Annotated in this window: 12 protein-coding genes; 10 read left to right on the top strand and 2 right to left on the bottom strand. The window is 56.6% G+C overall.

The annotated features are described in order from the left end of the window. The first annotated feature begins 173 nt into the window (after positions 1–173). The gene (locus tag J2R76_RS19125) at positions 174–2681 is read left to right on the top strand and encodes an FAD-dependent oxidoreductase (protein ID WP_253624580.1); all 2508 of its coding nucleotides are present in this window, start codon (positions 174–176) and stop codon (positions 2679–2681) included. Positions 2682–2721: 40 nt separating this feature from the next. Then, entirely contained in the window at positions 2722–3585 is an 864-nt protein-coding gene (purU, locus tag J2R76_RS19120) for a formyltetrahydrofolate deformylase (RefSeq protein ID WP_375166506.1), read from the top strand. 502 nt (positions 3586–4087) lie between these two features. Here purU and J2R76_RS19115 read toward each other — a convergent pair. After that, entirely contained in the window at positions 4088–4564 is a 477-nt protein-coding gene (locus tag J2R76_RS19115) for an Lrp/AsnC family transcriptional regulator (RefSeq protein WP_253624578.1), read from the bottom strand. 154 nt (positions 4565–4718) lie between these two features. Here J2R76_RS19115 and J2R76_RS19110 point away from each other — a divergent pair, with 154 nt between their 5' ends. From J2R76_RS19110 to J2R76_RS19080, 7 genes are all read left to right on the top strand, one after another. Further along, positions 4719–6233, top strand: a complete 1515-nt coding sequence (locus tag J2R76_RS19110) for an NAD-dependent succinate-semialdehyde dehydrogenase (protein WP_253624577.1) — start codon at positions 4719–4721, stop codon at positions 6231–6233. Positions 6234–6243: 10 nt separating this feature from the next. After that, positions 6244–7644 carry an aminotransferase gene (locus tag J2R76_RS19105; RefSeq protein WP_253624576.1) on the top strand — a complete coding sequence of 467 codons (1401 nt, stop codon included), beginning with the start codon at positions 6244–6246 and terminating at the stop codon, positions 7642–7644. 381 nt (positions 7645–8025) lie between these two features. Then, positions 8026–8970: a bifunctional methylenetetrahydrofolate dehydrogenase/methenyltetrahydrofolate cyclohydrolase FolD gene (folD, locus tag J2R76_RS19100; protein WP_253624575.1), complete on the top strand. Its 945-nt coding sequence runs from the start codon at positions 8026–8028 to the stop codon at positions 8968–8970. A 963-nt stretch (positions 8971–9933) separates the two neighbouring features. Beyond that, positions 9934–10230, top strand: coding sequence for a hypothetical protein (locus J2R76_RS19095; protein WP_253624574.1), 297 nt, complete (start codon positions 9934–9936; stop codon positions 10228–10230). After that, on the top strand, positions 10227–11279 hold the full coding sequence (locus J2R76_RS19090; RefSeq protein WP_253624573.1) for an extracellular solute-binding protein: 1053 nt from the start codon (positions 10227–10229) through the stop codon (positions 11277–11279). The genes J2R76_RS19095 and J2R76_RS19090 overlap by 4 nt, the downstream gene beginning before the upstream one ends. A 223-nt stretch (positions 11280–11502) precedes the next feature. Then, a complete protein-coding gene (locus J2R76_RS19085) occupies positions 11503–11958 on the top strand; it encodes an ABC transporter permease (RefSeq protein ID WP_253624572.1) in 456 nt (151 codons plus the stop codon). A 109-nt stretch (positions 11959–12067) separates the two neighbouring features. Beyond that, the gene (locus J2R76_RS19080; RefSeq protein WP_253624571.1) at positions 12068–13177 is read left to right on the top strand and encodes an ABC transporter ATP-binding protein; all 1110 of its coding nucleotides are present in this window, start codon (positions 12068–12070) and stop codon (positions 13175–13177) included. 458 nt (positions 13178–13635) lie between these two features. Here J2R76_RS19080 and J2R76_RS19075 read toward each other — a convergent pair whose 3' ends face one another. Continuing rightward, positions 13636–15030: a M20/M25/M40 family metallo-hydrolase gene (locus J2R76_RS19075; protein ID WP_253624570.1), complete on the bottom strand. Its 1395-nt coding sequence runs from the start codon at positions 15028–15030 to the stop codon at positions 13636–13638. 650 nt (positions 15031–15680) lie between these two features. Here J2R76_RS19075 and J2R76_RS19070 point away from each other — a divergent pair. Further along, positions 15681–16865 (top strand): Xaa-Pro peptidase family protein, encoded by a 1185-nt coding sequence (locus J2R76_RS19070; protein WP_253624569.1) that lies wholly within the window; start codon positions 15681–15683, stop codon positions 16863–16865. Positions 16866–17070 lie beyond the last annotated feature (205 nt).

The raw sequence follows: 17070 nt of genomic DNA, 5'->3' as shown, positions 1-17070 counted from the left end.
GCAATCGACCGTTCTGGGCGGCCGGGGTGCTGTACTTGTCGACGCATCTCGCGACCAGAAGGCGGTGCTCAGCACTTTGCTACCAGAGTTCATACGTGGACGCCAAAGGTATCAATGGACTCAATTCTCGGCCAAGCCCGTCTGGCCGGTAGTCATATGTCTGAGGTCGTGAAATGGAAGGTAAGCTGCCCTCCCATGCCGAGTACGTCGTCGTCGGTGGTGGTATAATCGGTCTGTCCATCGCCTATCACCTCACGCGGCTCGGCCACCGCGACGTTCTGCTACTTGAGCGCGACCAACTCACTTGCGGTACTACTTGGCATGCAGCAGGACTGGTTACCCAGCTTCGAGCCAGCGAGAACATGGCGAAGCTAGCACAGTACACTGCGGGGCTGTTCCGAGAGCTTGAGGAGTTGACTGGACAGCCTACGGGTTTCCGGCAATGCGGATCGATTACTGTCGCGACGACACCCGAGAGGCTCGAGGAACTGAAGCGAGGTGCGTCGATGGGGCGCTCGTTCGGTCTCGATGTCGAAATAATCGACGCCGCCGAAGCCAAGCGCCGCGCTCCCTTGCTTGACGTGGCCGATGTACTTGGCGCGGCGTGGATCGCTTCCGATGGCAAGACGAATCCAGTCGACACGGCGCGCGCGTTCGCGGCCGGCGCGCGGCAAGGGGGAGCTAAAATCCTCGAGCGCACACCGGTGACACGCGTCCTCGTCGAAAAGGGGCGAGTTGCCGGCGTCCAAACCGCGGAAGGCACCGTGCGCACCGAAAGAGCCGTCATCTGCGCGGGGATGTGGACGCGGACGTTAGCTGCGGAGCTCAATTGGACGGTGCCCTTGCACGCGGCAGAGCACTTCTACGTCGTAACGGAATCTATTTCGGGCTTATCACCCGATACGCCCACGCTGCGCGATCTTGACGCCTGCTTCTATGCAAAAGAAGACGCTAGCAAATTGCTGGTGGGTTTCTTCGAGCTCAATGGCAAGCCTTGGGGCATGGAGGGGATTCCACGCGAGTTCAGCTTCGACTCGCTGCCGGATGATCTCGATCACATCGAGCCTTACCTCGCCAATGCCTTGCGGCGCATGCCGGCGCTGGAAAACGTGGGGCTGCAACTGAACTTCAATGGTCCGGAGAGTTTCACGCCCGATAATCGATTCCTGTTAGGGCCCGCACCTGACATCGCCGGCCTTTATGTGGCCTCGGGATTCAATTCGTGTGGTATCGAGTCTTCTGGCGGCGCCGGGAAGGTCATGGCCGAGTGGATGTCGACGGGTTCACCCGCCAATGACTACTGGGAAATGGACGTGCGACGCGCAATGCCATTCCAGCGCAATCGTCGATACTTGCGCGATCGAACAGGCGAGGCAGTTGGGCTTCTTTACGCCCTGCATTGGCCTCACAAGTCACCTGTTACAGCTCGCAACGTTCGCGTATCGCCGCTGCACGATCGGTTGGCGGCCGCTGGTGCGAATTTCGGTGAGGCTGCTGGATGGGAGCGCGCGCAATGGTTTTGCACCCGTGAGGCGCCGGCAAACGCGCGGGCCACGTTCGCTCGCGATGGCTGGTTCAAGGCGAGCGGCGCGGAACATGAGGCGACTCGTTCCGGGGTCTCGCTTTTTGATCAGACCTCCTTCGCGCATCTGTTGGTGCAAGGTCGTGACTCGCTCGTGTTTCTCCAGCGCCTCTCGACTAACAACGTTGACGTTCCAGTGGGCCATATTGTGTACACGCCCTGGCTCAATGAGCGCGGCGGCATGGAGTCCGACGTCACGATCGCACGAATTGGCGATGAGGAATTCATTGTGGTTACGGCGGCCGTGCAACGCATCCGAGATCTCGCTTGGCTGCGAAGGCACGCCAAAGGTGCGGGCCACGTGTTCGTCACTGATGTGTCGTCTGGCTATGCGTGCTTGTCGGTCATGGGGCCCCGTTCCCGAGAGCTGCTCATGCGCGTGAGCCCGGCGGAGTTTTCCGATGCTGCATTCCCCTTCGCAACCGCTCGAGAAATCGAGATCGGCTATGGCATAGCGCTTGCTTTCCGCATGACCTTCGTGGGGGAACTTGGGTGGGAGCTGCACATCCCAAGCGAACAGGCGCTAGGCGTCTATGATGCGCTGATCGCCGCGGGACGGGATCTCGACCTGTGCCATGCGGGGTACGTGGCACTGAACACGTTGCGCCTTGAGGCGGGTTACCGTGACTGGGGTGCGGACGTGAGTGATGAAGATTCGCCGCTCGAAGCGGGACTAGGATTCACGGTTGCCTGGAACAAGTGTGAGGACTTCATCGGGCGAGCAGTTCTCGAATCCCAGCGCGGCCAGACTCCACGCCGCCGCCTTGTGCAATTGGCCGCGCCTCGGGCCGCGCCGCTCATGTTTGGAACAGAGCCGGTCTGGCGGAATGGATCGCTCGTTGGTTACCTGCGCTCTGCAGGGTTCGGCCACACTCTTGGTTGTGGCGTCGGCATGGGGTACCTGAACTCTGAGAGTGGGGTGAGCGCCAAGTGGCTATCTGAAGGGACCTTTGAGATAGAGATCGCGGGTGAGAGACATGCTGCCATCGCATCTCTTCGGGGCTTCTACGATTCGAACCGCACTAGAGTTAAGGGCGAACGACGCAAGCTCGAAGAGCTCATCGCTCCCGAATTGCTCGCAATGCGGCTCAAGAAATGACTTTCAGCTTTGTTGAACGCGGCTTACGAGGACCCCCCTCTTGTGCGATGCTTCCATGATTCTCGCTTTATCCTGTCCTGATCGTCCAGGCGTCGTCTCAGCGGTCTCGAGTCTTCTGTTCGAGGCTGGTTGCAACATCCTTGATGCTCAGCAGTTCGACGACACCGAGACAAGTCGCTTCTTCATGCGCGTTGTCTTCGATCGCCTCGATCAGGCAAAATCACAGGCTGAGATCGCTGCGTCGATCAGGGGCCTCGCTGAGCGCTTCGCCATGACATTCACTCTGCGGGAGCGTTCCGCGAAGAAGCGGGTGATGCTGCTCGTTTCCAAATTCGACCATTGTCTGGCCGATTTGCTGTATCGGTGGCGCATCGGCGAATTGCAAATGGAAGTGACGGCAGTCGTTTCCAACCACGATCGCGAGCATCTGGTTTGCACCGATCTGGACGAACTCCCGTTCCACCATTTGCCCGTCACCAAGCAGACGAAGATGGAACAAGAGGCACGAATTTGGGAGCTCGTGCAGGAGACCAATACGGATCTTGTTGTGCTCGCACGCTACATGCAAGTTCTCTCGGATGGACTCTCGGCCAAGTTGGCGGGGCGCTGCATTAACATTCATCATTCTTTTCTGCCAGGCTTCAAAGGCGCCAAGCCCTACCACCAGGCTCACGAGCGAGGCGTCAAGCTAATCGGTGCGACGGCGCACTACGTCACCTCCGATCTCGACGAGGGACCTATCATTGAGCAGGACGTGGAGCGAATCTCTCACCGAGATATGCCGAACGACCTCGTCCGTAAGGGGCGCGACATCGAGCGGCGTGTACTCGCCAGCGCCGTACGTCATCACCTCGAAGATCGCGTGATGCTGAATGGCAAAAAGACCGTCGTTTTTGCTAGCTGACACCGAGCTTGACGTAAGAACCGAGTTGCACAAGAGACTCGGGTGTGCCGCTGAATGAAATGGAGCACTATCCAGGTAACGGCGACCGTTCGCCTTCGAATCCAACCGAACTCTCGGGTTTTAGTCCAAGCTCCACCGAGATCGTTGGCTGGGCGGAGCGCCCGGTATCGAAGCACACCCAATGGACCAACGAAAAAACGTGCTGACCTAGATGGCGGATGGGCGAAATTAGATCCCCGAACGTCGCAGTCACAAAGCAAAATACACGATGACACTTGAGCGCGGCAGCGACAGCCGCACGCTCTCTTTAAGACCTTCCTAGTCGGTGTTCCCTATGAGCCGATATATAGCGCGACAGGGTGGCGAGTTGCATCGCGCTCCTGGTTGAAAGTGCAGGCTGCCTCAGGACCCATTCTCCGCTGGGGATAACTTTGCGCACCTCAGTTGTCAGGTACAAAGAAACTTCTCCTTAGCTCAAAGTCTAAGCAGCGTTAATGCCGGATCAGTCCTCGGGCGGGACCTCGACTGGAACGGCAAAGCTCGTCTTGACACGGTCCATTACGACCATCGTCTTGAAGCCCTTTATGTCCGGATTCTCATAGAAGAAACGCCGGGTGAACTGTTCATAATCTTCCATCGTACGCGCAGTAATGTAGAGAACGAAGTCAGCGTCGCCGGTGACGTAGAATCCATTTACAACTTCAGTCGATGATCTGATGACCTTTTTGAATCTGTCGATTATGTCTGAACGCTCTCGCTCCAAGCTCACCAGCACGAGCATCTGAATAGTTCTTCCTACAGCTTTCGGTGAAACGATCGAGACATCAGCTTCAATGATGCCTTCCGAGCGGAGCCGCTTCAGGCGTCGTTGACATGCGGTAGCAGAAAGGCCTGCCTGTTCACCGAGCACCTCAGTAGTCAGACGGTTGTTCCTCTGCACGATCTCAAGGATGCGGGCGTCTATTCGATCGTACTGCATATCGGCTCCCAAGCCTTCAGGTGAATTTCGCCGCAAGGCGCCCGCGCGATGCAGGAAATCATCCGATCGGCAGGAAAATGCAAGGCAAACATCTTGCCGATATGACTATCGTGAATGTTGAAAATTGCAACACATGACCGCCCGGGACTTGCAAATGGACTTTCAAACTGTACGGCGCAAAAGTCCGCGCTTCGCGGGTATTGCTACTAGGCACCTGCAAAATCTTAGACGTCGCGATTTTCTGGAGGGGGCAGCGCTAGTCGATGGTTGCTGGGTTGCGAGTGATCATAGAGATGTTGTGATTGATCCCGCAACCGGAGAAGAGATCGCAGACGTTGCTCGTTGCGGTGTCGCAGAGATAAATCTGACAATCGCTGCAGCTGAGCGATCGTTCCCGGCGTGGCGAGCGTTATTGCCAGCCCAGCGTGGCGCAATCCTGAGGTCGTGGGCGGCGTTGATGCTCGAGCATTTGGACGATCTCGCCACCTTGGTGACAAGTGAGCAGGGCAAGCCCCTCGCAGACGCGCGCCACGAGATTGCGTACGGCGCGGGATTCCTTGAGTGGTTCGCTGCGGAGGGAGAGCGTGCATACGGAGAGACGATCCCTAGCCACAAGCTTGAAAGTCTACTGTACGTGCGAGTGCAGCCGATCGGTGTCGCGGCGGCAGTTACTCCGTGGAATTTTCCTGTTGCCATGATTACACGAAAGGCCGGAGCTGCCCTCGCGGCCGGTTGTCCAATCATCGTGAAGCCCGCCCCAGAGACGCCGCTTTCTGCTCTTGCAGTAGCTAGGTTGGCTCAACAAGCTGGGGTTCCGCCCGGCGTCTTTCAAGTGGTCATCGGCAATCCAGTCGAGCTGTCCGCTCCTCTGTTGCGTGATACAAGAGTTCGCGCTCTTTCGTTCACAGGCTCTACTCAAGTCGGCCGCTTGCTTCTGGAGGGGGCTGCCGAAACGGTAAAGAAGGTGTCCCTCGAACTAGGGGGGCATGCCCCCTTCGTAGTTTTTGATGATGTCGATCTCGACAAGGCCGTAAGAGGGGCGATGGCCGCAAAGTTTGCTACGTCAGGTCAGGATTGCTTGGCCGCTAACCGTATCTACGTGCAGAGGGGCGTCTATGGAGCCTTCGTCCAGGCGTTAGCTGCGGCAGTGGATCAACTCAAGGTTGGGCACGGTCTGGATCCTGGAACAGATATAGGGCCAATGACCAAGTTGTCGGTGGCCAACAAGTGCAGGGCCCATATCGACGATGCCGTGAGGAAGGGCGCGCGAGCGATTTCCGCAAATGAAGGCGCCGGTCTAGGTGTGAACTTTGTTCTTCCGACACTGCTAAGTGAAGTCACGGAAGACATGCTCATTGCTCGCGAGGAAACTTTCGGGCCGGTAGCTGCAGTCCTTCCGTTCGAGTCTGAAGAAGAGGTTATTGCGCGAGCTAATGCCAGCGAGATGGGGCTGGCCGGATATGTCTACACAGACAATCTACGTCGAGCGCTTCGAGTCTCCGAGCGAATCGAGTGCGGCATGATTGGCGTCAACACGGCGTCATTCACCGGTCCCCCTATTCCGTTCGGCGGATGGAAGCAATCGGGTATCGGTCGCGAGGGCTCGCGACACGGCTTAGCGGAATACATGGAGCTGAAGTACGTCTGCTTCGGCGATCTGTCGGCTTAGGAGAGCGGTTATGATTGATGTCAAAACCATCGCAGAACGAGATCGCGCGAGCGTCCTGCATCCCTTTACTCAGCTCAAAGACTTCGCCAGTGGCAAAATCGGCAACCCCACGATCGTCGCTGGGGGTAAGGGAATCCGAATCGAAGACGCGCAGGGACGTAGTTACATCGATGGGTTTGCTGGCCTGTATTGCGTTAACATCGGTTACGGCCGAACCGAGGTGGCTGAAGCCATTGCGCGGCAAGCTTACAAGCTGGCGTACTACCACACCTATGCGGCCCACACGACGGAGGAGCTTGCGAACTTATCGGATCGCCTTGTGCGAATGGCGCCAGGTAAGCCGAGCAAAGTATTCTTCGGGCTGTCCGGATCAGACGCCAACGAAACCCAAGCGAAGCTCGTCTGGTATTATAACAATCTACGCGGCCAGCCGAAGAAGAAGAAGATCATCTCGCGCGAGCGCGGGTATCATGGCTGCTCGGTCATTTCCGGTTCGATGACTGGTATGTCGTTTTACCATGACCACATGGACCTTCCCTTTCCAGGTATTCTGCACACGGGCACGCCCCACTACTATTGGGGCGCTGAACCGGGCGAGACAGAGGAGTCCTTTTCTTGCCGGCGCGCAGCCGAACTTGAAGAGCTAATCGTGCGAGAGGGGCCCGAAACGATTGGTGCCTTCATTGCTGAGCCGGTGTTAGGGACGGGCGGTATTACGCCACCGCCTACCGGCTATTGGCGTGAAATTCAGGCCGTGCTGAGGCGCTACGACGTTCTTCTGATTGCCGACGAGGTTATTTGTGGGTTCGGTCGTACCGGCGCGGATTTCGGCAGCACACTCTACGGAATTGAACCAGACTTGGTGACGGTCGCCAAAGGTCTGACATCCGGCTACGTGCCACTCTCTGGGGCCATCGTCGGTGACCGGGTTTACGCGGTTATGGAGGAGGCAGCCGATCGTGTCGGGGCATTTTCGCATGGATACACCTATTCCGGCCATCCGATTGCAGCCGCTGCTGCCAACGCAGTTCTCGATATTGTTGAGAAGGAGCGACTAAGCGATCGTGCGAGAATTGTAGGCTCTCTCTTCCATAAGAGACTCAACGAAAAATTTGCTCAGCTGGAGATCGTTGGCGAAGTTCGAGGTGTGGGGTTGCTCGGGGCGATCGAGTTCGTCGCCGATCGTCAGACGAAACGGCGGTTCGATCCGCAGCTCAAGGTGGGCGCCCGGGTCTCGAAGGCTGCTCGTGACCGGGGGCTTATTGTACGAGCAATGCCGCATGGAGACATTCTTGGTTTTGCCCCGCCTCTGGTCGTATCGGAGAGCGAGATCCAAGAGATCGTTGACCTCGCTTATCAAGCGACCAAGCAAGTGATGGACGAGCTCGCGAAACAATCATCAATGGGTTAAAGGATAGACTCCGAGCTGTCTGGCAGACGTCTAACGTGTACGGTGTGGAGCGAGTGTCTAGGCGTTCGCACCTCGAGCGTGTCAAAGATCTAGAGCGTTCACCCGCCCTGGCTGCTCTTGAGATCAAATCAGCATTGCGCGCGAGAGCGTCTTCTCAATATCAGATCTCAGTCGTAGCTTGTCTGTGATCCTGTGCCGCTGAGTTGGCGGAGCACGTCGGCAAGTTGTAGATCCAGATTTCACTCGTGGGCGTGTTTGAACGCACGGCGGAAAATCAGACATAGCGGGGCGTAGCCAGCGATCGTTGGAGAACGCGGATTCCGTCCTCGCACCTTTGAGAGATCACAAAGCGAGCTTGACAGATATCCTCTGGAATTGATCATGAATGCCATTCAAATTAATGGAAAAGCCATTGCCGGAGCCCTTCGGGATCGCGTCGCGCGTGATGTTGCATTGCTCCAAGCCAAATGCAATGTCACCCCGGGTTTGGCCGTGGTGCTAGTTGGTAAGGATCCAGCCAGTTCCGTTTACGTGAAGACGAAAGCCAAACACGCGCAGGCCGTGGGGTTTAAATCTCAAGAGTTCCGGCTGCCGGACGATGTCGGTGAGGCCGAGCTGCTGCGATTAATCGAGGAGCTTAATGCTGACGATAGCATCGATGGTATCCTCGTTCAGCTTCCCCTGCCAGGGCACATCGACCGTTGGCGCGTGCTTGAGACCATCGATCCGACAAAGGACGTGGACGGCTTTCACCCGTACAATGTTGGAAGATTAGCAGCGGGCCGACCGGCTCTTGCTCCTTGCACCCCGCTTGGGATCGTCCATCTCATCAGGACTGTCGTGAGCGACTTGAATGGGCTTGATGTGCTCGTCGTCGGTCGCTCGAATATAGTCGGAAAGCCTTTGGCGCTTCTGCTCGGCGATGCTGGATGCACTGTGACGGGTGCCCAGCTCCAGACCCGGAACCTGCCGGACCTCTCTCGAAAGGCAGACATTGTCATCGCTGCTGCCGGTTGCGCGGGACTGGTCCGGGGCGATTGGCTCAAGCCGGGCGCTATCGTCATTGATGTAGGTATTAATCGTGTGATCGATTCGACGGGCACGGCGAAGCTCGTAGGAGATGTGGTCTTCGCAGAAGCGAGCAGACGCGCGAGCTACATAACCCCGGTGCCCGGTGGTGTCGGGCCCATGACTGTCGCTTACTTGCTCGCGAACACACTGAGTGCGGCAGTTTCGCGACGAGGTTTGTCGTTGGGGATGAGTTCGAGATCCGCCACATGTGGCGATCCCCCGCCCGAGAGTAAGCTCGTGCAAGTTGGTCTGTAGCGATCTCGTCAGAATGATCAGGGGACGCCGTTTTGAGACGCGTCGGCAATTCCTACCATTCGTGGCGCTTGAGATTGGGATCTGCCATTTCCATGCGGCAGGCGATAAAGTTGTTTGTGGACCTGAAGGCGATTGGCCGGTCATCTTCGGGTACTTCACGAGCAACCGAAGACCGCACAAATCTTCGTTCCCATCCTTAACGGCACGAAGTGTGGGCTATCCACAGGCAACCGGAACCCAGGCGACTTGCCGACCGAATCTGTGGCCGTACGGGCATTCGCAGCAAAAAGCATCTCTCCCGCAGAACAGGGGATAAAGCAGCGCAAACCGCTGACCAGGCTGATCGGTGCTTCGTTCTCGATCGCCGGCTTGCGAGGAGCAGATCGCTTTCGCAAATCCGCCTTAAAGGTCGACATAGCTGAATAATGCCCTCCTTCATCGTTGCTCAACTTCCCAACTTCTCACGCCGATGAAGCACGGCTGCCGCAGGACCGGGGGATTCTGTTGTCATCGCCTGCTCGCGGCTCACTTTCATTCAATCGAGAACGTGTTGAACACATACGATATCGCAACGGCGCTGTCGGGGGGCATTCCGTTTTGCGGCTGATGCTCCCGTTTGAACCAGGACCAGACACCATGTCGGGGCCCAAAGCTCAAAGCACTCTCGGGGCCTGTTCGGGTTGGTGTAGGAGCGCAGGAAATCTTTACGCCGCTGGCTCTATAACGCAGAATTCCTGCGGATCGAGATGTTATATTACTTAAACTCTGATCTGTAGCTCGGTAATATTGGTTTCCCGGAGGATCGGGGTCACGGAATCAAAAAGCGCGGAGGAGTATCGAATCTTGCGAGGTCGGCAAAGCGTAGCGGCGCATCGCCGGGATCCGGCACTTGTTGCCGGCCGTTCATCGCGGCGAGCCCCTGATTATCTCGCTCGGAGCGATTCGAGCTCCATCGGAAGGCTGATGCTGCTCGCCGACTTCGACTCGCAGGATGAGATGGGCTCTATTGTCAGAACAGATCTCGCCTCAGCGTCGCCTTGCTGGCGTGACAATGGTCTCGTGATCCGGAGGTACGCGCTGCTCCTGCGCCGTGCGGCGCGCCGGAAACTCGAACTTCCGTTCCAAATGCGGGGCCCCGCGTCGATGGAAGGTCAGCTGACTGGCAGCCAGCATCAGCGCATGCTGCGTTACTTCCCTCTCAGTGTCGACAACACCGTCATGTTCGCTGAGGGGTACAAGAGGGAGGAGATCGGGAAATGAAAAGGCGAGCATTTTTAAAGCTAGTGACATCGACGGCTGCCGGCGCTCTGGCTGCGCCCTACGTGCAGGCTCAGTCGAAAAAGTTTGCCGGCATCACACTGCGTATCAACGGATACGGCGGCCTCTACGATGAAGCCCTCAGAAAGAGCGTGGCCGCGCCTCTAGAAGAAAGGTATGGGTTAAAGATTCAGTTCGTCGCCGGCACTACGCAAGCGGATCTCGTGAAACTGATCGCGAACAAGAACATCCCTCCGTTCGACATGTTTATGGCTGATAGCTCCTATATGGTGGAGCTTCTTAAAGCCGGCGTTGTCGATGAGATAAAGACCCCAGACGTTCCCAACATCGCAAGGATACTTCCCGGGTTGCGCGAGTTCGGTGATTACGGTGTGCCGTTCAGTGTCGCTTCCGTAGTTCCCGTATACAATTCAAAATACATCAAGCAGCCGCTTACCTCGTATTCCGATGTTGCCCGAGCTGATCTTCAGGCTCGCGTGATCATTCCGACCGCGGATCAAATAGCCAGCAGTCTATACCTACTCGGCATAGCTGAGGAAAATGGTGGCTCGATTTCGGATATGGAGCCAGCGTTCAAGGTGCTGGCTGCCGCGAAGCCCAACATTGTCGCGCTCGCGCAGACAAACGTTGCCGAGGTGCAGATGTTCCAAAATGAAGAGGGCTATGCGGGTGTCTTCTGGGATGGCCGCGCCCACGAGTTGCGCACCAAGGGCGTCCCCCTCGTGACCGTTGTACCACCTAAAGGCATTTACTCGACGACCAGCTATGTCAACTTAGTCAATGGTACAAAATATCCGGAAGCCGCACACGCCTATGCTCAGCAGCTACTCTCTGATCAGGGCATACTCGGAATACCTGAAGCGCTTCGGTATGGCGTAACAACCGATGTGAATTTGTCGGACGAACTTCGCAAAGACCTCCTGTTCAACTCACCCGAACGCAATGCCCTAAAAGCGAAAATTGATTGGGAAAAGCTGTGGGCGGCTCGCAGCACTTTGATCGAGCGGGTCAATACAACAATTCGAAGCTAAGTGGGGCCGCGTGGTGACACGAGGGAACGTTATGCGGTCTGATCTCGCTGATGATGCGATAGCTGTGTTCAGCGAATTCATTCGCGAGATTGTACACGCGACTTCCTCGCGCCACCACCCTTCTCATAACTGTGCCGTCGCTCACCAGCGACGCCACGTTGAATTTTGCTCCCGCCGACCTTTCGCTGCTCTAGTACCAGAGTTCATGGGAAATGAACTGTTCATGAGCACACTCTGGACCAGCACGTACGTTGAGGCGACGCTCGCCAACATCGCCCTGTGGATTGGCTTGGCCGGCGCGTTTGCAATCAACCTGAGTTCCTTTCGAACGAAGGCGGTCCTGCCGGGCTTGGCCTTCTCCCCATTGATTGTACCAGCCGTCGTGCTATGCATCGCACTGTTGCAGCTCTTCGCGTGGTTGCGTCTTACGCAGACAATCTACTTGGTTCTTGCGATCCCGTATGTCGTGCCGATTCCCGCGAGGCTTGCGCCCAACAACCAGCAGCTTGAACGGGCGGCGATGAACCTTCTGGCGATGCGATTGCAGCTCATTCGGCGTACCGGCCTGCCGCTCAACCTGCCTGCCTTGCTATCTGCTGCGATCTTTGCCTTTGTGACGTGGTCGAAAACGCCAGCGTTTACGCATTTCTGTTACCCCGCATGCGCACGCCAGCTATGACCCACTTGTGGCAGCCGTATCGAGTCTCATCATCGTAGTGACACTGGTTGTCATTCTTTCAATTGAACGTCTGATCGGGGCGAAAATTCTAGTCTAAGACGGAGGGAAGATGCTGGCGTTGTCGAAAGAGCGTGAAAATCTTGTGCAAGAAGCCGGCGATTTTGTCGTCGAGTTGCGCTCTGTTTCTAAATACTACGGCGAAGTAGCTGCTGTAGCAAGTGTTTCGCTTTCGGTGCGACGCGGCGAACTGCTGTGCCTGCTTGGACCGTCGGGCTGCGGCAAGACAACGACCCTGCGCATGGTCGCCGGATTTGTAGAGCCGAGCTCTGGCACCATCAACATCAATGGCGTCGACATGACCCATCAACCGCCTTATCGGCGAGATACTGGAATGGTGTTTCAGAGCTACGCTTTATTTCCGCATATGACGGTAGCCGAAAACATTGCGTTTGGCTTGGAAAACCTGAAGTGGCCACGCGACAAGCGCGAGGAGCGCGTTGAGGAGATGCTCAAGCTTGTCGAGCTATCTCATTTGGCCCGGCGCCTGCCGCGCCAGCTTTCCGGGGGGCAGCAACAACGGATTGCGCTGGCGCGTGCATTGGCGATGCGACCTGCAGTATTGCTTCTTGATGAGCCATTCTCAAATTTGGACGCGCAGTTGCGTGTTCGCATGCGGGAAGAACTGCGAGAGGTTATCCGAGGCGTTGACGTTACTACTCTGTTTGTAACACATGACCAGGAAGAGGCGCTGACAATGTCAGATCGCATTGTGGTCATGAACGCTGGTCAGGTCGAGCAGGTTGGGACGCCTGGTGAGATCTATGAGACGCCGGCGACATCTTTCGTCGCGAAGTTTATCGGCTGGTGTTCTTTGCTGAAAGGAATAGTAGGGACCGACGGTACTTTCACGTCTGATAGCGGCCTGCGTCTAGCGGGGAATTGGAGTGCCGGGCCGGGTACCGTGGTGATCCGGCCAGAACAGGTTAGACTGTCGAGCGATGGCGATGCTGGGCAATCGCTGCTGGCGCGAGTCGTTGAGTCCCATTATTACGGAGGAGCGACGAGGGTCGTGTTTGACGTCAACGGAGAGCAACTGACGATGCAGGAGCGTTTTTCATTTGGGCGCCATCCGACGCCCGGTGATACACTCAGCATTACCATCAACACCAACGAGATCCGCGTCCTTCAAACAAATGAAGACCGAGCGCCTGGCACGTGAAGGACACTTTGGCTCGATACCGGCATCTCATTGCAGGGTGGGCGATCGTGACGCAGCACGAGCAAGCTAAGAGCTTGTCGTCCACTGACGCGGCTTCTATTCAGAAAACCCAAGCCTTGCGTCTGCAAAGTATTCGCTGTGGCAGGTTGCGTTGATTGGTAACCCAGAGTTTCGCTTGCCAATGGACCTGGCACCTATGCGCGCTCGCGGCACAGCCAATTGAAATGGACGCGAACATTGCGCCGCCCCCCGGTCGCAGTAGGCACCGAATTAATCCCGTTTACTCTCGCATCAGCGAGCGGACGCAATCAATTTCGGCTTGATCGTAGGCCAGCTCGCCCTAGCCACCGATCCGACCGAATGCACTCTGCACAACGGCAGAACGTCCTAGGTTGCAAGGAGTAGGGACCCGATTACGCTTGGGTCCGGCTCCTCAATTCGCTACTTAAGTGAACACTTCAATTTGAGCATACAAAGCTACCCAACAGGTCCAATAGAGCCGCTCCAGTGCGTATTCCTTTGAGAAAGCAGTCAATTTTGATGTTCTCGTTCGGCGCATGATTGGCTTCGTCAGCGTTGGCATAGGGTACCACAAAAGATGGTATACTGAGGATCTTCGTGAAGACGTAATCCGGCAGGGTTGCTCCGAGCGAAGGATAGATGAGAGGCTCAATACCGTGCGCAGTATACACCGCAGACTGAACAACTCGTGAGAACGGCGCATCAAGCGGCGTTTTTGATGGCGGCATGGATTCAACTCTGAGGAACGCGACCTCCGGAGCGTGCCTTCTTACGTGAGCCTCAATCTTCGTAAGGATGTCGTCAGGGTCTTGGCGTTCCACAAGACGGGCATCACATTTGACCATCGCCTCGTGCGGCAAGACCGTTTTCGAACCAGGGCCGCCATAGCCGCCGTGGAATCCGTTAACCGTCAGCGTCGGATGAAACATCAGCCTATCTGCAAACGGCCTATCTGCCGGATTATCGAGTCTAGCGAGCCCGAGAGTGCGCTTAAGGTCCTCAGAATCTAGAGGCAGTCGTGCTGCCGCGGCACGCTCAACGTCTTTAGGGGGCACGACATCATCATAAAATCCATCAATTGTAATCTCCCCGTCTGCATTCTTCATGGTTGCCAGCAAGTGCACCAGCGTCCAGATCGGGTTTGGGACTACGCCGCCGAAGTTGCCTGAATGAACATCTCGATTAGCGGCTCGGGCGCGCAGTTCGAATGCCGCGATTCCGCGGACGCCGTATGTGATAATTGGACGATCCGACTCGTGCAGAGGACCATCGGCTGTTACCACCAAGTCTGCTCTGAGCAGGTCGCGGTGAGTGCGAACAAATTCCGCAATGTTCGGACTTCCGATCTCCTCCTCGCCTTCGAGCAGTATTAAAACGTTGCATGGTAACCGGCCATGTACTGCCAAATATGACTCGAGAGCTAGGATCTGAGCGAAGTGTTGGCCCTTGTTGTCTCCGGCACCGCGAGCATATATGCGTCCATCTCGGATCGTTGGTTCAAATGGCGGACTGACCCAGGCCTCCAATGGGTCCGGAGGCTGGACGTCATAGTGGCCGTAGAGCAAGACTGTTGGTGCGCCAGGCGCGCGCTCCCAGCGCCCGATGATCATCGGTTGGCCGGATGTCGCGATTGTCCACGCCTCAAATCCCAAACGGCTTAACATGCTCACGAGGAGCGCAGCGACCTGAACCATACCGATGTTGTGCGCGCTGATGCTCGGGTGCCTCAGGTAATCGCACAAACGGCTGGCGAACTGATCTTTATTCGTCTCGATATGTTGGAATACCATTGACAATTGGGCGTGCGCGATCGGCATAGTGTTGGTGCTCATGGGCGGTGATCCCGCTTTCTAGGAGAGACGATGTGGCCAAATCTTGAAACGACTTATCCATCATAGTGATGATAGTGCGAGGAAGGCGCGCCTTCGAAGCTATCGTCCGCCGAAACTCTGCGTTTTCGAGCAGCCAAGGTTGATTTTCGGCGAACAGATACCGCTCCTGTCACCACCCTTGCGACTATAGCCGGTCTGTATCGTCAGGAGGTGGGAATGCGCGAAAGCTACGCCGCACGTCGCAGGTAAGCTCATGATGATCAAGATGGGACGTGATTTCATCGCCCAGCAACTTTAGGCCGAACGAGGGCGCGCAAGGAAGCTCGGCAGTGGGATTAGCAAAGCGAGTTGACGCATCAATTTTTCCTTGGAATGGCGCCAATTCGACTGATCATTCTTAAGTTGTAGTTTGCCCTCGCCCCCGACAGCATTGCTGCGCAACGTTCAATGTCTTACATTCCCGTCGGAATGCCGGAAAAATGCATGTAATCGACGTTTGATGCACAAACCTGCGATACGTTCCTAATATTTGGGAGAAAATCGGCTTCTGACGCGTTGTACCTATTCACGCGATCAAGAAGCTAGTGTCGCGCTCTGGTCAAGCAGGGCGCCTGCCCGATACAATCTACGCGACCACGGAGCCCACGACAATGGCAATCGCAAAAGCGCGGCAAGCGTTCCCAAGAACAGAATATCTACGCAGGTTGGCCGCAGTAAAATCGGACATGGCGCGGCGCGATATCGATGCGCTTGTCATCACAAGTTGGGGCAATATCACTTATCTGACTGGCAACGTGACGCGCATGTTGGCTGTGCACGCGCTTGTCGTCTCGATCAAAGATGAGGAGCCGACCCTGATCGTACGCAAAATGTGCGCGCCCGGGGCAGCTCACCAGAGCTTCATGGCGAGAGAAAAGATTGTTGGCTACTCCGAAAATCTAGTCGGCAAGGCTAATAGCGACGGCTATGACGCCGTGATTGATTTCCTCTATGACATTGGCGTGGCGCAGCGTGGCATTGGGCTTGAACAGGGCAACCTGATGGCCCCGGCGGTAGAGAAGTTCAAGACGAGATTGCCGCAAGCCCGGGTCGTTGATTGTACGCGGGCGGTCGATTGGATCCGCGGGGTCAAGTCAGATCTGGAGATCGCGGTGATGCGCGAAGCTGCAGCCCTTGCTGACGCGGCCGTTATGCGGGCTAAGGAGGTTATCCGCCCTGGTGTGCGGGAGGCCGACGCGGCGGTCGAGATTATGGCGGCGCAGGTCAATGGCGTTAAGGGCGGACCCGCCGCGACCGGATTGCGGCCGCCGTTGATTTCCTCAACCCCACGGACGGGTACGCCGCATATTTTGTGGAGCGAGAATGTCTTCCGCGAAGGCATGCAGATCAACTCGGAAGTCAGCGGAAATCGCTATAACTACCTTGCTGCTCTGATGCGAACGTTCTCGATCGGTGCGCCTACCGACCGCGTGCGCCGCTTACATGATGCGCAGGTTGCTGCTATCGAAACGGCACTTGATCTCATTCGACCTGGCCGCACTTGCAGCGAGGTTGCCCATGCTATGTATCGCGCGATCGAGAAGCACGGCTTTCCGAAAGAGTCGCGCTGTGGCTACTCCATTGGTATCGAAAACCAATTCACGGCATGGATCGAACCGACCGCAAGTTTTGCCAGGGAGGATATGACTGAGCTCAAGACGAACATGACCTTTCATCTGATGCTGGGCAATTGGGTGGAAGAGGAATTCGGCGTCACGGTTAGCGAAACTATCCGCGTAGCTGACACGGGTGTTGAGACGCTGACTCGTGCGCCGCGCGAGCTCTTTGTACTCTAGGCGGGCGGTGGAATCGCCGACGACTGCCGCCACAAACGGTCTCGGTGCCGAAGAGGGGTCTACGGCCCATCACCAGGACGCCGTCGATGTTCTATGACTTGGCTCGTCTATCACCGGGAGCAAGTTCGGGGCGGTGGGCTCTTGCGAGATCGTTCCATACAAACCCAGCTCTCACGCCAAAGCCGCCGAACACGAATGGATCATC

Source organism: Bradyrhizobium sp. USDA 4532 (genome assembly GCF_024171315.1).
GTDB lineage: Bacteria > Pseudomonadota > Alphaproteobacteria > Rhizobiales > Xanthobacteraceae > Bradyrhizobium > Bradyrhizobium australafricanum.
This window is presented reverse-complemented; position numbering and strand designations above follow the sequence as displayed.